We start from the raw sequence: 16,410 nt of genomic DNA on the forward strand, positions 1-16,410 counted from the left end.
TGCTCACCGGCCGGCCGCCGGCGAGCACGGGGATGCGGCGCCCGTTATGCGCCCGCGCCCGGGGTCACCGAGGCGCTGTGCTGCTTGGCCAGTTCGGTGTACATGAGGGCGTTGACCTTGATGCCCTCGCGCTCCTCCTCGGTCAGCTCGCGCCGCACCTTCGCGGGGACGCCCGCGACCAGCGAACCGGGCGGGACGATCATGCCCTGCGGGACCAGCGCCTGGGCGGCCACCAGCGAGCCGGCGCCGATCACCGCGCCGTTGAGCACCGTCGCGCCCATCCCGATCAGGCAGTCGTCCTCGACCGTGCAGCCGTGCACGACGGCGTTGTGCCCGATGGAGACGCGCTCGCCGATGGAGACCGGGAAACCGGGGTCCACGTGCACGGTGCAGTTGTCCTGCACGTTGCTGTCGGCGCCGAGCGTGATCGGGCCGCAGTCGGCGCGGAGCACCGCCGAGTACCAGATGCTCGCGCCCGCGCCGAGGCGCACGTCCCCGACCACGACGGAGGTGGGAGCGGTGAACGCCGTCGGGTCGATCTCGGGGTTCTTCCCGCCGACACCCGCCACGAGTGCCTGGGCCGCCTGCTGCGTCATGTGATCTCTTCCTCTTCCGGTACGTCGCGTCGCGCTACCGGAACCGTAGGCCACGCCGCCCGGGGCCCCGTGGATGGGGTGAAGATCACGGCGCGGCCCGGGCTCCCGGCGCGCTACGGTGACCCGGTGGCGAAGAACCAGAACACGTTCTCTTCTCTGACGGCGCTCTCTTCCCTGACGGCGCTGCGGCGCCGGCTCGCAGGGCGCGCGGTCCACGCGGGCTGGCGCTGGATGCAGCGGGCCGGCGCGGTCACCGCCCAGACCCCCGGCGGGCTGCGCTTCGGCGCGATCGGGCACGGCACCCGGCTCGCCTTCCCGCAGGGCACGGTCTTCGGCGAACCCTGGATCCGGCTCGGCGACCACTGCATCATCGGCGAACAGGTCACGCTCACCGCCGGGATGATGCCGGACCTCGACCTCGGCGCGGAGCCGATGCTGGTCCTCGGCAACGGCGTGGTCATCGGCCGCGACAGCCACGTCATCGCCGACACCCGCATCACGATCGGCAACGACACCTTCTGCGGTCCCGGGGTCTACATCACCTCCACCAACCACAGCTACGACGACCCGCATCAGCCCGTCGGAAAGCAGTGGCCGCGCAGCGCCCCGGTGGAGATCGGCCCGGGCTGCTGGCTGGGCACCGGCGCGGTGATCCTGCCCGGGGCGCGGCTGGGCCGCAACGTCGTGGTGGCGGCGGGTGCCGTCGTACGGGGCGAGGTGCCGGACCACGCCGTGGTGGCGGGGGCCCCGGCCCGCATCGTCCGCCGCTGGGACCCCGAAACGGGCTGGCAGCCCCCCCTGCGCACCCCGGCCCCGGTCCCGATCCCCGACGGGGTCACCCCGGAACAACTGCGCGCCTTGGCGGACATGGCGGAGTCGGAGTGAGGCCGGCTGCCGTCTGACCCGCCGGGCAGCAGACGCCGGCGGGTCAGGGGCAGGCTTCTTCGAGCTTGACCGTGTTGAACACGATCTTCGTGCTGGTGTCGGCCTGCGTGCCGGCCGCGGGCGCCTGCGAGCAGACCTTCCAGTTCCGGTCGAGGACCTGCATGCGGCTCCGGCCGAGGGCGTCGGTGGAGCCGAGGAGGAAGAACCCAGCGGCCTGCGCGTTGTCCTGGGCGGTCTGCAGGACCTGACCGACGCCGTTGGGCACTGCGGCCCGGGCGGGTGCCGGTGCGGGGGCTGCGGGCGGCGTGGCGGGCTTGCTGCTCACGGGTGCGGGTGCGGGTGCGCTGGTGGGGGCGACGCTCGGAGCGGCGGACGGCGAAGAGACGGGCTTGGCGCCGGGCTTGGGCTCGCTGGTGACCACCTCGGAGCAGCCCGTGAGGGCGAGAAGGCCGGTGGCGGCGAGGACGAGGGCGGAGCGGTGTGTGCGCATCGCGCCACTCTGTCCGGGTCGTGGGCGTGCTGTGGTGCTTGTCACCGGTCTGTGACGTACGGCAGCGCCGCGCGGCGACTGGCGCGGCCGGTCCGTCTCTTTCGGACCTTGTCGGCCGAGCAAGATCCGAAAGAGACGGCCTAGCCCGCCGCCAGGAGGACCGTGCCGGCGAGGGCCAGGCCCGCGCCCGCTGCCTGGACGGTGCGCAGGCGTTCCTTGAGGACGGCGAAGGCGGCCAGGGCGGTGATCACCGGGTAGAGGGAGGAGAGCACGGCGGCGGTGGTGACCGGGCCGTGCTGGGCGGCGATGGAGTAGGTGCCGTTGGCCGCGACGTCGGCGAGTCCGACGAAGGCGAGCGCCGGCAGCAGCCCCCAGAGGAGCCGCCGGCCGCCCGTACCCGCCGGGAGGGCCGGGGCGCCGCGCCGGGTCCGCACCCACAGGGCCGTGCCGCCGACGGCGACGTTGGTGACGCGCTGGACGAACAGGGCGAGGAACAGGCCCGGAACGGTGGAGGAGGCGGGGGCGATCAGCGCCATCACCGCGCCGAAGCCGAAGGCCGCGACGAGGGTGAGCACGACCGCCTGCCGCTGGACCGGAGCGCCGCGCAGCTCGGGTCCGCCCGCGAGGACGATGCCCGCGACGGCCACCGCGATCCCGGCGAACTGGGCGGCGCCGGGCCGCTCGCCCATGAGCAGCCCCGCGGTCATCGGCACGACCACGCCGAGGGATCCGAGCGGGGAGACCACGCCCATCGGGCCGAGGGCGAGCGCCTTGTAGAAGCTGAGCATCGCCACCGGACCGACCAGCCCCGCCCCCACCGCGAACCAGAGCTGAGGTCCGGCCTCCCGCCAGGCGCCGGTGCCCAGGACCACCGCGCCGAGCACGAGGACGGCGAGGACCTGGGAGGCCACGACCACCGTGAGGGCCGGTATCCGGCGGGTCAGCAGCCCGCCGCCGAAGTCGGCTAGGCCCCACAGGGCGGCGGTGGCCAAGGCGAACAGGGCGGTCATGGCGGGCCTCGCAGTACAGTGCGTTGAACGGTGGAGTGCACGATGCAGTACACGTGAAGTACAGCGCACGATAGTTCAGTCTATTGAACCCTGTCATTCAAAATATTGTACGGAGTGGACGGAACGGTGTCGGACCTCGAACAGCTCACCCAGGCGCTCGGCCGCAACCTCAAGCGCTGGCGCGGGGAGCGCGGGTTCACCCTGGAGGCCCTCGCCGCCCGGGCGGGGGTGAGCCGCGGCATGATCATCCAGATCGAGCAGGCCCGTACGAACCCCAGTGTCGGCACGACGGTCAAACTGGCCGACGCCCTCGGCGTCAGCATCACCACCCTGCTCGACCACGACCGCGGTCCGCGGGTCCAGGTGGTGCTGCCGGGGCAGGGGGTGCGGATGTGGTCCACCGAGGGCGGCAGCGGCGCGAGCATGCTGCTCGGCGACGACCGGCGCGGCCCGGTGGAGATGTGGACCTACCGCCTGGAGCCCGGCGAGGGGACCGCCTCGGACCCGCACCCGCCGGGCACCTTCGAGATGTTGCACGTCACGGTCGGTGAGCTGACGCTGGTGGTCGCCGGCGAGACGTACGCCGTCCCGGCCGGCGGGGCCGTCTCCTTCGAGGCGGACGCCGCGCACGCCTACCGGAACGAGGGGCCCGGTCCGATGGAGATGACCATGGCGGTCTCCATCCCGCCGGTGACCGCTCACACGTGATCGTTCACGCGTTCACGCGTGCGCGCCCGATGGTGAAAGAGCTCCGGCGGTCTAAGGGGCTGCCCTTCGTCGCCGTGCGCAGCGCCGCGCGCTTGCCGCCGGGCAGGGCCGGCGTGGTGGTGAGGGCTCCGGCGCAGCGGCCGCGCCGGAACTCGGCCCGCATGCCGTGGGCCTCGCCGATGCCCAGCTCCGCCGGCGCGCGTCGGACGATCTCGTACGGGCTCCCCGAGATCAGCACCGTCCGCAGCCCGGCCGCGTGCAGGAGCCGTACGAGCCGGATGGCAGACGCCGCCCGCGATGAGGGACTCCACGAACGGGGCCGCCAGTTCGGACCGTTTGGGTGGTTTGGATACCTGAGTCGCGTTGAAAGGGTTGAAGGGCGCGAGGCCCCCCGGAAGTCCCCCGGAAGCCCTACAGGGCCGGGATCTCGATCGCCGGGCAGCGGTCCATGATCATGTCCAGCCCGGCGGCGCGGGTACGGGCGGCGGCGGCCTCGTCGACCACGTTCAGCTGGAACCAGACGGCCTCGGCCCCCTTCGCGACGGCCTCGTCGGCGACCGCACCCGCGAGGGCGCTGTTCACGAAGACGTCCACCACGTCCACCTTGAACGGGATCGCCTCCAGCGAGGGGTAGCCCTGCTCGCCGTGGACCGTCTCGGCCTTGGGGTGCACGGGGACCACGCGCTTGCCGTACCGCTGGAGCACCTCGGCCACGCGGTACGCGGCCCGGTCCTGGTTGTTGGACAGGCCCACCACGGCCCAGGTGTCGCCGAGCTCGGTGAGGATCTTGCGGATGGTTGCCGGATCGCCGTACACGTGTGCCGCCTCCTGGTGCTGACGCTCATGCTGCTGCTGTACCGGGCCGCTGGTCGCCGCCCACCCGATCAACAGAAAAGACGCATGTCGGATTCCCCGTAGGGTGGACGGGTGAAGGCAGACCAGTACGTGACGGTGGCCCGCGAGGGCGTGCACGAGTCCGAGATCAACCGCTCCCGGTTCCTGTGCGCGCTCGCGCCCGCGGCGACCGAGCGGGAGGCGCAGGAGTTCGTCGCCCGGATCCGCAAGGAGCACCCCACCGCCTCGCACAACTGCTACGCCTACGTCATCGGCGCCGACGCCTCCGTGCAGAAGGCCAGCGACGACGGCGAACCCGGCGGCACCGCCGGGGTGCCGATGCTGCAGATGCTCACGCGCCGGGACATCCGCTACGCGGTCGCCGTCGTCACCCGCTACTACGGCGGCGTGAAGCTCGGCGCCGGAGGGCTCATCCGCGCCTACGGCGGGGTGGTCGGCGAGGCCCTCGACACCCTCGGTACCGTCACCCGGCACCGGTACCGCCTGGTCACCGTCACCGTCGACCACCAGCGGGCCGGCAAGACCGAGAACGACCTGCGCTCCACCGGCAGGACCGTGCTCGACGTGCGCTACGGCGCCGCCGTGGAGATCGAGATCGCCCTCCCCGAGACGGATCTCCCCGCCTTCGAGGCCTGGCTCGCCGACAGCACCGCCGGCAGCGCCACCCTCACCCCGGGCGGGGAGACGTACGCACCCTGAGCGACCCGAGGGGGACGACGGGCCGAAGGGACGAAGGGGGCGGAGCGGCCCCGGGGAGGCGTTAGCGTAGAGGGGTTCAGGGTCCGGCCGGTGCGGTCCGGCCGGCGAGGTCATCCAGCAGGGGGAGACGGTATGCGCGGCGGTGCCGGCGAGTGAAGTTCCTGCATACCTCCGACTGGCATCTGGGGCGGAGCTTTCACCGGGTGAACCTGCTCGGTGCTCAGGCTGTTTTTATCGATCACCTTGTCGAGGTCGTCAGGGAGCACGGGGTCGATGCCGTGCTGGTTGCCGGTGACGTGTACGACCGGGCCGTGCCGCCGCTGCCTGCCGTGGAGCTGTACGACCAGGCCCTGCACCGGCTCGCCGATCTTGGTGTGCCCACGGTGATGATCTCCGGGAACCACGACTCCGCCCGCCGCCTCGGAGTCGGGGCCGGGCTCATCGGGCGGGCCGGGATTCACCTCAGGACCGATCCCGCCGGGTGCGCCGACCCCGTGGTGCTGGCCGACGTACACGGTGACGTGGCGTTGTACGGGCTGCCGTACCTGGAGCCCGCGCTGGTGAGGGACGAGTTCGGAGCCTCGAAGGTGAGCCACGAGGCCGTGCTCGGTGCGGCCATGGACCGGATCCGGGCGGATCTGGCCGGGCGGGCGCCCGGGACGCGGTCCGTCGTGCTCGCCCATGCCTTCGTGACCGGCGGGCAGGCCAGCGACAGTGAGCGCGACATCACCGTCGGGGGCGTCGAGGCCGTGCCGGCCTCCGTGTTCGACGGGGTCGACTACGCCGCGCTGGGGCACCTGCACGGCTGCCAGACGATCAACGAACGCGTTCGCTACTCCGGTTCCCCGCTCGCCTACTCCTTCTCCGAAGCCGATCAGCGCAAGAGCATGTGGCTCGTGGAGATGGGGGAGGCCGGGGAGATCGTGAGTGCCGAGCGGGTCGACACCCCCGTGCCGCGCGGCCTGGCCCGGGTGCGGGGGCCGCTGGAGGAGCTGCTGTCCGAGGGGGCGTACGCCCGGTACGAGGACTGCTGGCTGGAGGCCACCCTCACCGACGCCGTCCGGCCCGAGGACCCCATGGCCCGGCTCGCCGCCCGCTTCCCGCACACCCTCAGCCTCGCCTTCGACCCCGAGGGCCGCAGCGAGGACACCGGCGGGTCCTATGCCCAGCGGCTCAAGGGGCGCAGCGACCGGGAGATCGCCGAGGACTTCGTCGCCCACGTGCGCGGGGGCGGCGGCTTCTCCGACGAGGCCGAGCGGGACGTGCTCCAAGGTGCCTTCGACGAGGTACGGGCCGAGGACAGCCGGCAGGAGACCCACCGATGAGGCTGCACCGGCTGCGCATCACCGCCTTCGGGCCCTTCGCCGAACCCCAGGAGATCGACTTCGACGCCCTCTCCGGCGCCGGGATCTTCCTGCTGCACGGTCCCACCGGCGCGGGCAAGACCTCCGTCCTGGACGCCGTCTGCTACGCCCTCTACGGGTCCGTCCCCGGCTCCCGGCAGGCCCCGGGCACCAGTCTGCGCAGCGACCACGCGGCTGCCGACACCCCGACCGAGATCACCCTCGAACTCACCGCGGGCGGACGGCGCCTGGAGATCACCCGGCGCCCCGAACAGGACCGGCCCAAGAAGCGCGGCACCGGGACGACGAAGGACAAGGCGCAGAGCTGGCTCCGCGAGTTCGACGGGGAGGGCTGGAGCGCGCTGAGCCGGTCCCATCAGGAGATCGGCGAGGAGATCGAGCAGCTGCTCGGCATGAGCCGCGAGCAGTTCTGCCAGGTCGTGCTGTTGCCGCAGGGCGAGTTCGCGCGCTTCCTGCGCGCCGACGAGGTGGCGCGCGGCCGGCTGCTGGGCCGGCTCTTCGACACCCGCCGGTTCGCCGCCGTCGAAACCCTGCTGGGCGAGCGCCGCCGCGCCGCCGAGGCCAAGGTCCGCGCCGGTGACGAGCAGGTGCTGCACACCGCCCAGCGGCTCGCCCAGGCCGCCGGGGACGCCGCAGACCTGCGGGCCTGGCCGCTGCCCCGGCACCAGCCGGGCGACCCCGGGCTGGCCGGGGCGATCCGCGCCTGGGCGGCCGTCGCGCGCTGCTCCGCCCGGGAGCGGCTCACCGTCGCCGAGTACGCCCTCGCCGCCGTCGAGGGGCGCTACCACGCCGCCCGGCGGGCCGCCGAAGAGGCGCGGGAGCTCGACCGGCTGCAACACCGGCACACGGAGACCACCCGGCGGGCGGCCCTGCTCACCGAGGCCGGTCCGGAGCGGGAGCGGGTGCGGGCCCTGCTCGACCGGGCCCGGCGCGGAGCCCTCGTCGCCCCCGCCCTGGAGCTGCGCGGAGCCGCCGCCGGCGCCCACATGGCCGCCGCGCACGCGGAGTCGGTGGCCCGGGCGGAGCTGCCGCCGCAGCTCGCCGAGGCGGGCACCGAGCAGCTGGCCGCGGTCGAGCAGCGGCTGCGCGAGGATCTCGGAGCGCTCGGAGCCGCCCGCCGCGCCGAGCAGCGCAGCGCCGAGATCGGCCGCGAACGCGCCGACCTGGAACGGGAGTCCCGGGCCGCCGAGGAGCAGCAGCACGAGACCGCCGACTGGCTCGGCCGCTGGGACGCCACCCGGACCGAGCTCGCCGGGCGCGCGGACGCCGCCCAGCAGGCCGCGACCCTGGCCGAGCAGCTCGCCGGCAAGCTGGAGCCCGCCCGGCTGCACCTGCACGCCGCCCGCCGGCGCGACGCCCTCGACGCCGACGCGGAGCAGGCCTCCGGCGAACTGCTCACCGCGCGCGAGGAGTCGGCCGTCGCCCGGGAGCGCTGGCTGGAGCTCAAGGAGACCCGGCTGCGCGGGATCGCCGCGGAGCTCGCCGCCGCCCTGGTGGAAGGCGAGCCCTGCACCGTGTGCGGGGCCGCGGAGCATCCCGCTCCGGCCCGGCCCGCCCCCGGTCACGTCGACCGGGCCGCGGAGGAGGCGGCGCACGCCCGCTTCGAGGGGGCCGAGGAGCGCAGGGCCGGCGTCGAGCGCAGGCTGGCCGCCGTCCGGGAGGCCCGCGCCGAGGCCGCCGCCGCCGCGGGAGAGGCCACCACCGCCGAGCTCCTGGAACTCACCGCCGGGCTGAGTTCCCGTCACGCCGAGGCGCACGCCGCTGCCGCCGGACTGCACACCGCCCGCGAGCGGCTGGCCCGCGCGGAGCGGGAGCACGCGGTGCGCAGCGCCGAGCGGAGCGAAGCCGAGGCCCGGGCCGCGGCGAGGGCTTCGCGGCGCGAGGCGCTCGACCGGGAGCAGGCCTCGCTGGAAGCGGAGCTGGCCCTCGTACGGGCCGACGCCCCCAGCGTCGCGGCCCGCGCCGGAGTCCTGGAGGACCGGGTCCGCATGGTCACGGCGGCGGCCGCCTCGCTGCGCCGGGCCGAGACCACCGCCGCCCGGCTGAAGGAGGCCGACGACCAGCTCGCCGACGCCGCCTTCAAGGCGGGCTTCGACACCACCGACGAGGCGGCCCGGGCCGTGCTCCCCGAATACGAACGCAGCGCGCTCCAACGCCGCACCGACACCTGGCAGGCGGAGGAGGCCATGCTGGCCGACCGCCTCGGCGAGGCCGACACCGCCGCGGCGGCGGCCCTGCCCCCGGCCGCGCCGGAGGCGGCCGAGGCGTACGCGGCGCTGGCCGCGGCGAAGCTTCGTACGGCCGGGTCCGCCGTGGACGCGTCCCGGGTCCGGTGCAAGGACCTCGACGGGCTCTCCCTCCAGGCGGAGCGGGAGCTGCGCTCCCTGGGACCGCTGCGCGAGGCCTACGAGCGGGTGGCCCGGCTGGCCGGACTCACCGCGGGCACCTCCGCGGACAACGAGCGCAAGATGCGGCTGGAGGCCTACGTGCTCGCGGCCCGGCTGGAGCAGGTCGCCGCCGCGGCGACGGTACGGCTGCTGCGCATGTCGGGCGGCCGCTACACCCTGCTGCACTCCGACGCCAAGGCGAGCGGACGCGGGCGTTCCGGGCTCGGGCTGCACGTGGTCGACGCCTGGACGGGCAGCGAGCGGGACACCGCCACGCTGTCCGGCGGCGAGACCTTCTTCGCCTCGCTCGCCCTCGCGCTGGGCCTGGCCGACGTGGTCACCGACGAGGCGGGCGGCATGCGGCTCGACACCCTCTTCATCGACGAGGGCTTCGGCAGCCTCGACGACCAGGCGCTGGACGAGGTGCTCGACGTACTGGACTCGCTGCGCGAGCGCGACCGCAGCGTCGGCATCGTCAGCCACGTCGCCGACCTGCGGACCCGGGTGCAGGCCCAGCTGGAGATCGTCAAGCAGCGCGGAGGCTCGGTGGTGCGGCACCGCACGGCGGGCGGAACGGGCTGAACCCGGTCCGCCCGACCGTGGCGGGTCCCGGCGGTCAGAGCTTCGACAGCTCGTCCACCAGGTCGTCCAGGCCCAGCGAACCCTGGGACAGGGCCGCCATGTGCCAGGCCTTCAGGTCGAAGGAATCGCCGTGCGCGGCACGCGCGTTGTCACGGCCCAGCAGCCAGGCGCGCTCGCCCAGCTTGTAGCCGATCGCCTGGCCCGGCATCGACAGGTAGCGGGTCAGCTCGCTCTCGACGAAGTCGCCCGGCCGGCCGCTGTGCAGGCCGAAGAACTCCTGCGCCAGGTCCACCGTCCAGCGCTCGCCCGGGTGGAACGGGGAATCCGCCGGGATCTCCAGGCCCAGGTGCATGCCGATGTCCACGATGACCCGCGCGGCCCGCATCATCTGGCAGTCCAGGTAACCGAGTCGCTGCTCGGCGTCCTTGAGGTAGCCCAGCTCGTCCATGAGCCGCTCCGCGTACAGCGCCCAGCCCTCGCAGTTGGCGCTGACCCCGCCGACGGTGGCCTGGTACCGGGAGAGCTGGTCGGCGACGTGCGTCCACTGCGCCAGCTGGAGGTGGTGGCCCGGAACGCCCTCGTGGTACCAGGTGGAGACCAGGTCGTACACGGGGAAGCTGGTCTGGCCCATCGTCGGCAGCCAGGTGCGGCCCGGACGGGAGAAGTCCTCCGACGGGCTCGTGTAGTACGGGGCCGCGGCGCCGCCCGGAGGCGCGATCCGCGACTCCACCCGCTTGACCCGCTCGGCGAGTTCGAAGTGGGTGCCGTCGAGGTTCTCGATGGCCTCGTCCATCAGGCCCTGCAGCCAGGCCTGGACCTCGTCGACGCCCTCGATGCGCGTGCCGTGCTCGTCCAGGTGCTTGAGCACCTCCCACGGACCCGCGTCCGGCAGGATCTTGGCGGCTTCCGTCTTCATCTCGGCCAGCAGCCGGTGGTACTCCGACCAGCCGTAGGCGTACGCCTCGTCCAGGTCCAGGTCGGTGCCGTTGAAGTAGCGCGACCAGCGGGCGTAGCGCTCGCGGCCCACCGGGTCGGGCTTGCCCTCGACCGCGGGGGCGTACACGTCCCGCATCCAGTCGCGCAGTTCCACGACGGCGGCGGTGGCGGAGGCGGCGGCCCCGTCGAGTTCGGCGCGCAGGGCCTGGGGGCCGGTGGCGGCGAACTCGGCGAAGTAGCCGCCCTTGCCCGCGCTCTCGTCCTCGCCGGCCCAGGAGGTGAGCTGCTCGATGAAGGTGGCGGTGGGGCGCGGGCTCCCGAACAGGCCGCGCTCCAGGCCGAGCGCGAGGCACTCGCGGTAGCCCGCGTAGGCGGCCGGTACGGCGCGCAGCCGCTCGGCGATCGCGGCCCAGTCCTCGTCGGTGTCGGCCGGGGTCAGGGAGAAGATCTCGCGGACCGAGTGCGCGGGGGAGTGGATGTTGCTGACCGCGCGCAGGTCCTCGTCGGCCTCGTGGACGGCGAGTTCGGCGGTGAGCCGCTCGCGCAGGAGGCGGCCGCAGCGGCGCTCGGCGTCGCTGTCGGCGCCCGGCAGCTGCTCGGCGGCGTCGAGCCGGGCGAGCGTGGCGCGGAGGAGATCGGCGGCGGCCGCGCGGCCCGCGGGGGAGAGGTCCGGGAGCTTGCCGGAGCTCGCGGCGACACCGAGATAGGTGCCCGTGATCGGGTCGATGGCGATGAGGTCGTCGACGTAGGCATCGGCGACCTGTCGGGGCAGCAGTGCGGAGCTGTCACTGGTGATGGTGTCTGACATGTGGACATCTTCGTATGCGGGACGGGTCCGCGTCATCACCAAAGATCGTCAGCCTGCTGACGCAAAGACGCTCGGCGCGCTGACGCGAAGACCGTCAGCCCGCGGCCGTAGGGGGCAGCAGCGGCCCGCAGTCCCACTCCTGGAAGATCAGCCTGGTCTCCACCCGGGCCACTTCGCGGCGCGAGGTGAACTCGTCTAGGACCAGCCGCTGGAGCTCGCCGGGATCGGAAACGGCCACGTGGACGAGGTAGTCGTCCGGGCCCGTCAGATGGAAGACGGCCCGTGAGGCCGGCAGCGAGCGCACGCGCTCGACGAAGGGGCCGATCAGCTCGCGGCGGTGCGGGCGCACCTGGACGAGGAGCAGCGCCTCCAGCCCGCGGCCGAGCTTGGCCGGATCCAGGCGGAGCCGGTTCCCGAGGATGATTCCGGAGCGGCGCATCCTGGCGACCCGGTCCAGACAGGTCGACGCGGCGATGCCGATCTCGGCGGCGAGATCGCGGTACGTGGTCCGGGCGTCGTTCTGCAAGAGGCGCAGAATCTGCAGATCGACCGGGTCCAGAGCGACGGATTCGGACATTGGCCGAACGTAGCACGGAGATTTCCCCCCGGAGCCGTCGCGCTCTGCACAGTACGGCCCATGGAGACGAACGCCCCGACCGCACGACGGTCACTGGCCACAGAAGCGGTTCATGCCGGACGCGAGGACCTCGCCGGGCTCGGACTGCACGCGCCTCCGCTCGATCTGTCGACGACCTACCCGTCGTACGACAGCCGGGCGGAGGCCGCCCGCATCGACGCGTTCGCGACGACGGGAGCCCGGCCCGAGGGCCCGCCGGTCTACGCCCGGCTGGACAATCCCACCACCGCCCGGTTCGAGACGGCCCTGGCCCGGCTCGAAGGCACCGAGAGCGCCGTCGCCTTCGCGAGCGGGATGGCCGCGTTGTCGGCGTGCCTGCTGGTGCGGGGGATGAAGGAGCTGCGTCACGTGGTCGCCGTACGGCCGTTGTACGGGTGCAGCGACCACCTGCTGACCAGCGGCCTGCTGGGGACCCGGGTGACCTGGGTGGACCCCTCGGGCATCGCGGACGCCATCGAGCCGGACACCGGTCTCGTCATGATCGAGTCGCCCGCCAATCCGACGCTGGCGGAGATCGACCTGCGCGCCGCCGCCGAGGCCTGCGGGGAGGTTCCGCTGCTGGTCGACAACACCTTCGCGACGCCCGTCCTGCAGCGGCCGGCCGAGAGCGGGGCCCGGCTGGTGCTGCACAGCGCCACCAAGTACCTCGGCGGCCACGGGGACGTGCTCGGCGGGGTCGTCGCCTGCGACGAGGAGTTCGCCCGGCAGCTCCGCCAGGTCCGGTTCGCCACCGGCGGGGTGCTCCACCCGCTGGCCGCCTACCTGCTGCTACGAGGGCTCTCGACGCTCCCCGTACGGGTCCGGGCGGCCTCCGCGAGCGCCGCGGAGCTCGCCGGGCGGCTCGCGGCCGACCCGCGGGTGCTGCGCGTGCACTACCCGGCGATCGGCGGAGCCATGGTGGCCTTCGAGACGGCCGGCGACCCCCACGAGGTGATCGCCTCCGTACGGCTGATCACCCCGGCGGTCAGCCTGGGCAGTGTCGACACGCTGATCCAGCACCCGGCCTCGATCAGCCACCGCATCGTGGCCGAGGGGGACAGGCACGCCTCGGGCGTGAGCGACCGGCTGCTGCGCATGTCGGTCGGGCTGGAGGACGTGGACGACCTGTGGGCCGATCTGGACCAGGCGCTCGACCGGGCGACGGACCGGGGCACGGACCAGGGGACGGGTCTGGGCACGGCTCCGGAGGCGGCGCTGGCTCCGGAGGGGGCCGTCATCGGGGCCGGGGTCTAGCTCACTGGTGGCCGCGGGGCAGGCCGCGGGATTCGCCCGGGAGCTCGTACGGCAGCCGGGAGCTGACCGGGGTCGCGTCCAGCCGGGCCGTGATCACCAGGGTGCCCTCCTCGATCTGGTAGTCGAGGGGGAGGCCGAGCCCGCGCATGGCGGCGACCATGCCGGTGTTCGAGGCCTGGGTGACGGCGTACACGCTGTCGCACCCGGCCTCGACGGCCATCCCGATCAGCCGGCCCAGCAGCTCCGAGCCGATGCCGCGGCGCTGCCAGTCGTCCTCGATGAGCAGCGCCACCTCGGTCTCGTCGCCGTCCCAGAGCAGGTGGCCGAGGGCCACGAGCTTGCCGGAGGCGGTGGTCGCGGCGAGGGTGCGGCCGAAGCGCGGGCTCAGCAGGTGTCCGAGGTAGCGGTCGGCGTCGGCGACGGGGCCGTGGTAGCGCAGGCCGAGGGTGCGCTCGGAGCAGCGGTCGTGCATGGCGCGGGCCGCGGGCAGGTCGGAGCCGTCGGCGCGGCGCACGGTGATCTCGTTGCCCTCGGGGAGGGTCAGTACGTCGAGGCTGCGCGGGACCCGCGGCCCGAGCCGGGCGTCCAACTCGACGAGCGCGCGGGCGCGGGCGAACTCGGTCGGGGTGAAGGGCAGGTAGGGGCGCTCGATGGTGATGGCCCCTCCGGACGGGTCGCGCAGCTTCATGACCGTGGACTCCAGGACGCCTTCGACGGGCGCGTCGGCGCCGGCGTTGGGGCGCCCGGAGAGGGTGGTCGCCGGGATCGAGTGGATGGTGCAGCGGCCGAGCAGCTGGCGCAGGGCGAGCGGCAGCTCGGCGGCGTCCAGCGCGGTGCGGGTGGCCAGCCCCAGGACCCGGGTCGGGGTGTCGACCAGGTCGTGGGCGTCGGCGCGCTCGATCCACGTGCTGTGGCCGCCGGCGCCGGCGATGGCCCGGGTGAGGTCGGCGGAGGGGAGCTGCTGCGGGGCGCGCAGCAGGAACTCGTCCACCGTGCCGCCCTCGGGGAGGGGGTGCGTCTGCAGGGTCAGGATGTCGACCCCGCTGCGGGCGAGGGCGGTGCAGAGCGCGGCGAGGCTGCCGGGCTCGTCGCGCACGGTCGTCCGCATCCGCCACAGGGCGGAGGTCAGGGAGGTGTCCGTACCGGCCTTGGGCGCTGTGGGCGCCGACTCCGCGACCGGGAGCGCCCCGGTCCCCGTTGCCGGGTCCCGGAGCGCGGTGTCCGTGGGAGGCGGCGCATGGCTGTGGCGGCGTGCCCACCAGGTGTGGAACGCCGCCGTGACCAGGAGCGCGACCGCCGAGGCGACGAGCAGCACGGGGCCGCGCGGGCCGTGCACGACGAGATTGGCGATGCCGTCGGCGACCGCGACGGCGCAGAAGAGGGCGGCGAGTTCGACGACGTCACGGCGCCAGTGGTGGCGGTGGGGACGCTGAGGAAGCTGGGAAGGGGCAGGAATACGCTCAGTCATGCAGACCACTGTGACGCAGGGGTGTTGCGTGATCACGAACGATCTGTGACCGACTGGTTAAGGATCCATCTGGCCGATTTCGCCCTGTTTTCCGGCCGATTTCAGATGTCAGCGTGGATGGGGGCCCCTACTGCCCCACCCTTCCGGGCCGCAGTGTCCGCGTGAACAGTACGCCGCCGCCCTGGCGGCGCAGCCGGACGGTGAGCTCGCCGCCCTCCCCGTCGATCTCGACCTCCCCGTAGTACGGGGGGTTCTCGGACGGGGACATGTTGGCGAAGGGGGCGGACTGGACGTACGCCGTCTCCGGGCCGAAGGTGGCGTCCAGCCGCCCGGCGGGGAACCCGCCCGCGCCGATGGGCCCCGAGACGAACTCCCAGAAGGGTGCGAAATCGGTGAAGGCGGCCCGCTCGGGCGCGTAGTGGTTCGCGGCCGTGTAGTGGACGTCGGCGGTGAGCCAGAGGGTGCCGGTGATGCGCTGGTGCTTGATGTGGCGCAGCAGCTCGGCGATCTGCAGTTCGCGCCCGAGCGGCGCGCCGGGGTCGCCCTGGGCGACGGCCTCGAAGTTCGCGGCCCCGTCGGCCACCACGATGCCCAGCGGCATGTCGGCGGCGATCACCTTCCAGGTGGCGCGGGAGCGCGACAGCTCGCGCTTGATCCATGCCAGCTGCTCGGGGCCGAGGATGCCGATGGGGTCGTCGGTCTGGCGGCCGGGGGAGTTCGGGTCGCGGTAGGTGCGCATGTCGAGGACGAACACGTCGAGCAGCGGCCCGTAGCGCATCACCCGGTACATCCGCCCCTCGGCGCGGCCGCCGCGCAGGTCGGTGACCGGGAAGTACTCGCCGAAGGCCCGGCGGGCCCGGCCGGCGAGGGTGTCGACGTCCTTCACGGTGTAGCGGGGATCGTCGAGGATCTGGCCGGGGTACCAGTTGTTGCGCACCTCGTGGTCGTCCCACTGGGCGAGGACCGGCACCTGGGCGTTGAAATCGCGCAGGTTGCGGTCGAGCAGGTTGTAGCGGAAGTTGCCCCGGTACTCGGCGAGGGTCTCGGCGACCTTGGCCTTCTCCTCGGTGGTCACGTTGTGCCACAGGGTTCCGTCGCGCAGGGGTACGGAGGCCTGGATCGGCCCGTCGGCGTAGATGGTGTCCCCGCTGAAGAGGAAGAAGTCGGGGTCCCGCAGCCGCATCTCGTCGAAGACGCGGTAGCCGCCGAGCTCCGGGTTGATGCCCCAGCCCTGGCCGGCGAGGTCCCCGGACCACAGGAAGCGCACATCGCGGCGGCGGGAGACGGGGGTGGTCCGGAAGGTGCCGTGGACCGGCTCGCCGGTGCGGCGCGGATCCTCGGGGTCGCCGAGGATCACCCGGTAGTGGATCTGCTGTCCGGGCGGGAGCTCGCGCAGGGTGGTGGTACCGGTGAAGTCGGTGTCCGGGCCGAGCAGCGGGCCGCGGTGGCGGCGGACGGCGTAGCGGAAGGACTCGCTCGGGGAGGTCTCGACGTACATCCGCGCGGTACGGTCCGAACGCGTCCAGACGGTGGCCGAGTGGGCGGTGATCTCGCCGGACTGGACCCCCCAGAAGGCGTTCGGGCGGCCCGAGCGGACGAAGGCGGGAGCCGCCGCGTGGGCGGGAGTGGTCAGGGCGCCCGTGAGGGCGCTGGACAGGGCGAGCCCCACCGGAACGGCGAGGGAACCGCCGAGCAGGGAGCGTCGGGTGTGCGGCAGAGGTGCCATCGGTGCGTCTCCAGAGGCCGGCGGGG

At 73.6% G+C, this 16,410-nt stretch carries 15 protein-coding genes; 6 read left to right on the forward strand and 9 right to left on the reverse strand.

Annotation, left to right across the window (positions count from 1 at the left end; all coding sequences use genetic code 11):
• Positions 1 to 44: 44 nt before the first annotated feature.
• Entirely contained in the window at positions 45 to 596 is a 552-nt protein-coding gene (locus ACFWNV_RS07825) for a gamma carbonic anhydrase family protein (RefSeq protein ID WP_383942127.1), read from the reverse strand.
• A gap of 126 nt (positions 597 to 722) precedes the next feature.
• Here ACFWNV_RS07825 and ACFWNV_RS07830 point away from each other — a divergent pair, with 126 nt between their 5' ends.
• Positions 723 to 1,481 carry an acyltransferase gene (locus ACFWNV_RS07830; protein ID WP_383942130.1) on the forward strand — a complete coding sequence of 253 codons (759 nt, stop codon included), beginning with the start codon at positions 723 to 725 and terminating at the stop codon, positions 1,479 to 1,481.
• 43 nt (positions 1,482 to 1,524) lie between these two features.
• Here ACFWNV_RS07830 and ACFWNV_RS07835 read toward each other — a convergent pair whose 3' ends face one another.
• Positions 1,525 to 1,971, reverse strand: coding sequence for a hypothetical protein (locus ACFWNV_RS07835; protein ID WP_383942133.1), 447 nt, complete (start codon positions 1,969 to 1,971; stop codon positions 1,525 to 1,527).
• Between the two features lie 140 nt (positions 1,972 to 2,111).
• On the reverse strand, positions 2,112 to 2,981 hold the full coding sequence (locus ACFWNV_RS07840; protein ID WP_383942135.1) for an EamA family transporter: 870 nt from the start codon (positions 2,979 to 2,981) through the stop codon (positions 2,112 to 2,114).
• 126 nt (positions 2,982 to 3,107) lie between these two features.
• On the opposite strand from ACFWNV_RS07840, the gene ACFWNV_RS07845 reads away from it, so the two are divergent.
• Entirely contained in the window at positions 3,108 to 3,689 is a 582-nt protein-coding gene (locus ACFWNV_RS07845; RefSeq protein ID WP_383942283.1) for a helix-turn-helix domain-containing protein, read from the forward strand.
• A 4-nt stretch (positions 3,690 to 3,693) separates the two neighbouring features.
• Here ACFWNV_RS07845 and ACFWNV_RS07850 read toward each other — a convergent pair whose 3' ends face one another.
• Positions 3,694 to 3,927 carry a hypothetical protein gene (locus ACFWNV_RS07850; RefSeq protein ID WP_383942139.1) on the reverse strand — a complete coding sequence of 78 codons (234 nt, stop codon included), beginning with the start codon at positions 3,925 to 3,927 and terminating at the stop codon, positions 3,694 to 3,696.
• A 173-nt stretch (positions 3,928 to 4,100) separates the two neighbouring features.
• Positions 4,101 to 4,505, reverse strand: a complete 405-nt coding sequence (locus ACFWNV_RS07855) for a CoA-binding protein (RefSeq protein WP_383942142.1) — start codon at positions 4,503 to 4,505, stop codon at positions 4,101 to 4,103.
• Positions 4,506 to 4,616: 111 nt separating this feature from the next.
• Here ACFWNV_RS07855 and ACFWNV_RS07860 point away from each other — a divergent pair, with 111 nt between their 5' ends.
• The 3 genes from ACFWNV_RS07860 (at position 4,617) to ACFWNV_RS07870 (ending at position 9,576) form a co-directional block, all read left to right on the forward strand.
• On the forward strand, positions 4,617 to 5,243 hold the full coding sequence (locus ACFWNV_RS07860; RefSeq protein ID WP_383942145.1) for a YigZ family protein: 627 nt from the start codon (positions 4,617 to 4,619) through the stop codon (positions 5,241 to 5,243).
• 152 nt (positions 5,244 to 5,395) lie between these two features.
• The gene (locus tag ACFWNV_RS07865) at positions 5,396 to 6,568 is read left to right on the forward strand and encodes an exonuclease SbcCD subunit D (RefSeq protein WP_383942148.1); all 1,173 of its coding nucleotides are present in this window, start codon (positions 5,396 to 5,398) and stop codon (positions 6,566 to 6,568) included.
• Positions 6,565 to 9,576: an AAA family ATPase gene (locus tag ACFWNV_RS07870; protein ID WP_383942151.1), complete on the forward strand. Its 3,012-nt coding sequence runs from the start codon at positions 6,565 to 6,567 to the stop codon at positions 9,574 to 9,576. Before ACFWNV_RS07865 ends, ACFWNV_RS07870 begins: the two co-directional genes overlap by 4 nt.
• Before the next feature lie 34 nt (positions 9,577 to 9,610).
• Here ACFWNV_RS07870 and ACFWNV_RS07875 read toward each other — a convergent pair whose 3' ends face one another.
• The gene (locus ACFWNV_RS07875) at positions 9,611 to 11,320 is read right to left on the reverse strand and encodes a DUF885 domain-containing protein (RefSeq protein ID WP_383942154.1); all 1,710 of its coding nucleotides are present in this window, start codon (positions 11,318 to 11,320) and stop codon (positions 9,611 to 9,613) included.
• A gap of 94 nt (positions 11,321 to 11,414) precedes the next feature.
• A complete protein-coding gene (locus tag ACFWNV_RS07880; protein WP_383942157.1) occupies positions 11,415 to 11,897 on the reverse strand; it encodes an Lrp/AsnC family transcriptional regulator in 483 nt (160 codons plus the stop codon).
• A gap of 60 nt (positions 11,898 to 11,957) precedes the next feature.
• Between ACFWNV_RS07880 and ACFWNV_RS07885 the strand changes: the two genes are divergently transcribed.
• Positions 11,958 to 13,190, forward strand: a complete 1,233-nt coding sequence (locus ACFWNV_RS07885; protein WP_383942159.1) for a trans-sulfuration enzyme family protein — start codon at positions 11,958 to 11,960, stop codon at positions 13,188 to 13,190.
• Position 13,191: 1 nt separating this feature from the next.
• Here the strand turns inward: ACFWNV_RS07885 and ACFWNV_RS07890 are convergent, their stop codons facing one another.
• Positions 13,192 to 14,658, reverse strand: coding sequence for a GNAT family N-acetyltransferase (locus tag ACFWNV_RS07890; protein ID WP_383942162.1), 1,467 nt, complete (start codon positions 14,656 to 14,658; stop codon positions 13,192 to 13,194).
• A 127-nt stretch (positions 14,659 to 14,785) separates the two neighbouring features.
• Positions 14,786 to 16,384 carry an alkaline phosphatase D family protein gene (locus tag ACFWNV_RS07895; RefSeq protein WP_383942164.1) on the reverse strand — a complete coding sequence of 533 codons (1,599 nt, stop codon included), beginning with the start codon at positions 16,382 to 16,384 and terminating at the stop codon, positions 14,786 to 14,788.
• Positions 16,385 to 16,410: the final 26 nt, after the last annotated feature.

The organism is Streptomyces sp. NPDC058401 (assembly GCF_042722885.1).
Classification (GTDB): domain Bacteria; phylum Actinomycetota; class Actinomycetes; order Streptomycetales; family Streptomycetaceae; genus Streptomyces.

Excerpts from the sequence above, each read along its gene's own strand:
- ACFWNV_RS07825 (WP_383942127.1), bottom strand. The coding sequence starts at position 596 with ATGACGCAGCAGGCGGCCCAGGCACTCGTGGCGGGTGTCGGCGGGAAG.
- ACFWNV_RS07835 (WP_383942133.1), bottom strand. The coding sequence starts at position 1,971 with ATGCGCACACACCGCTCCGCCCTCGTCCTCGCCGCCACCGGCCTTCTC.
- ACFWNV_RS07840 (WP_383942135.1), bottom strand. The coding sequence starts at position 2,981 with ATGACCGCCCTGTTCGCCTTGGCCACCGCCGCCCTGTGGGGCCTAGCC.
- ACFWNV_RS07870 (WP_383942151.1), top strand. The coding sequence starts at position 6,565 with ATGAGGCTGCACCGGCTGCGCATCACCGCCTTCGGGCCCTTCGCCGAA.
- ACFWNV_RS07875 (WP_383942154.1), bottom strand. The coding sequence starts at position 11,320 with ATGTCAGACACCATCACCAGTGACAGCTCCGCACTGCTGCCCCGACAG.
- ACFWNV_RS07880 (WP_383942157.1), bottom strand. The coding sequence starts at position 11,897 with ATGTCCGAATCCGTCGCTCTGGACCCGGTCGATCTGCAGATTCTGCGC.
- ACFWNV_RS07885 (WP_383942159.1), top strand. The coding sequence starts at position 11,958 with ATGGAGACGAACGCCCCGACCGCACGACGGTCACTGGCCACAGAAGCG.
- ACFWNV_RS07890 (WP_383942162.1), bottom strand. The coding sequence starts at position 14,658 with ATGACTGAGCGTATTCCTGCCCCTTCCCAGCTTCCTCAGCGTCCCCAC.
- ACFWNV_RS07895 (WP_383942164.1), bottom strand. The coding sequence starts at position 16,384 with ATGGCACCTCTGCCGCACACCCGACGCTCCCTGCTCGGCGGTTCCCTC.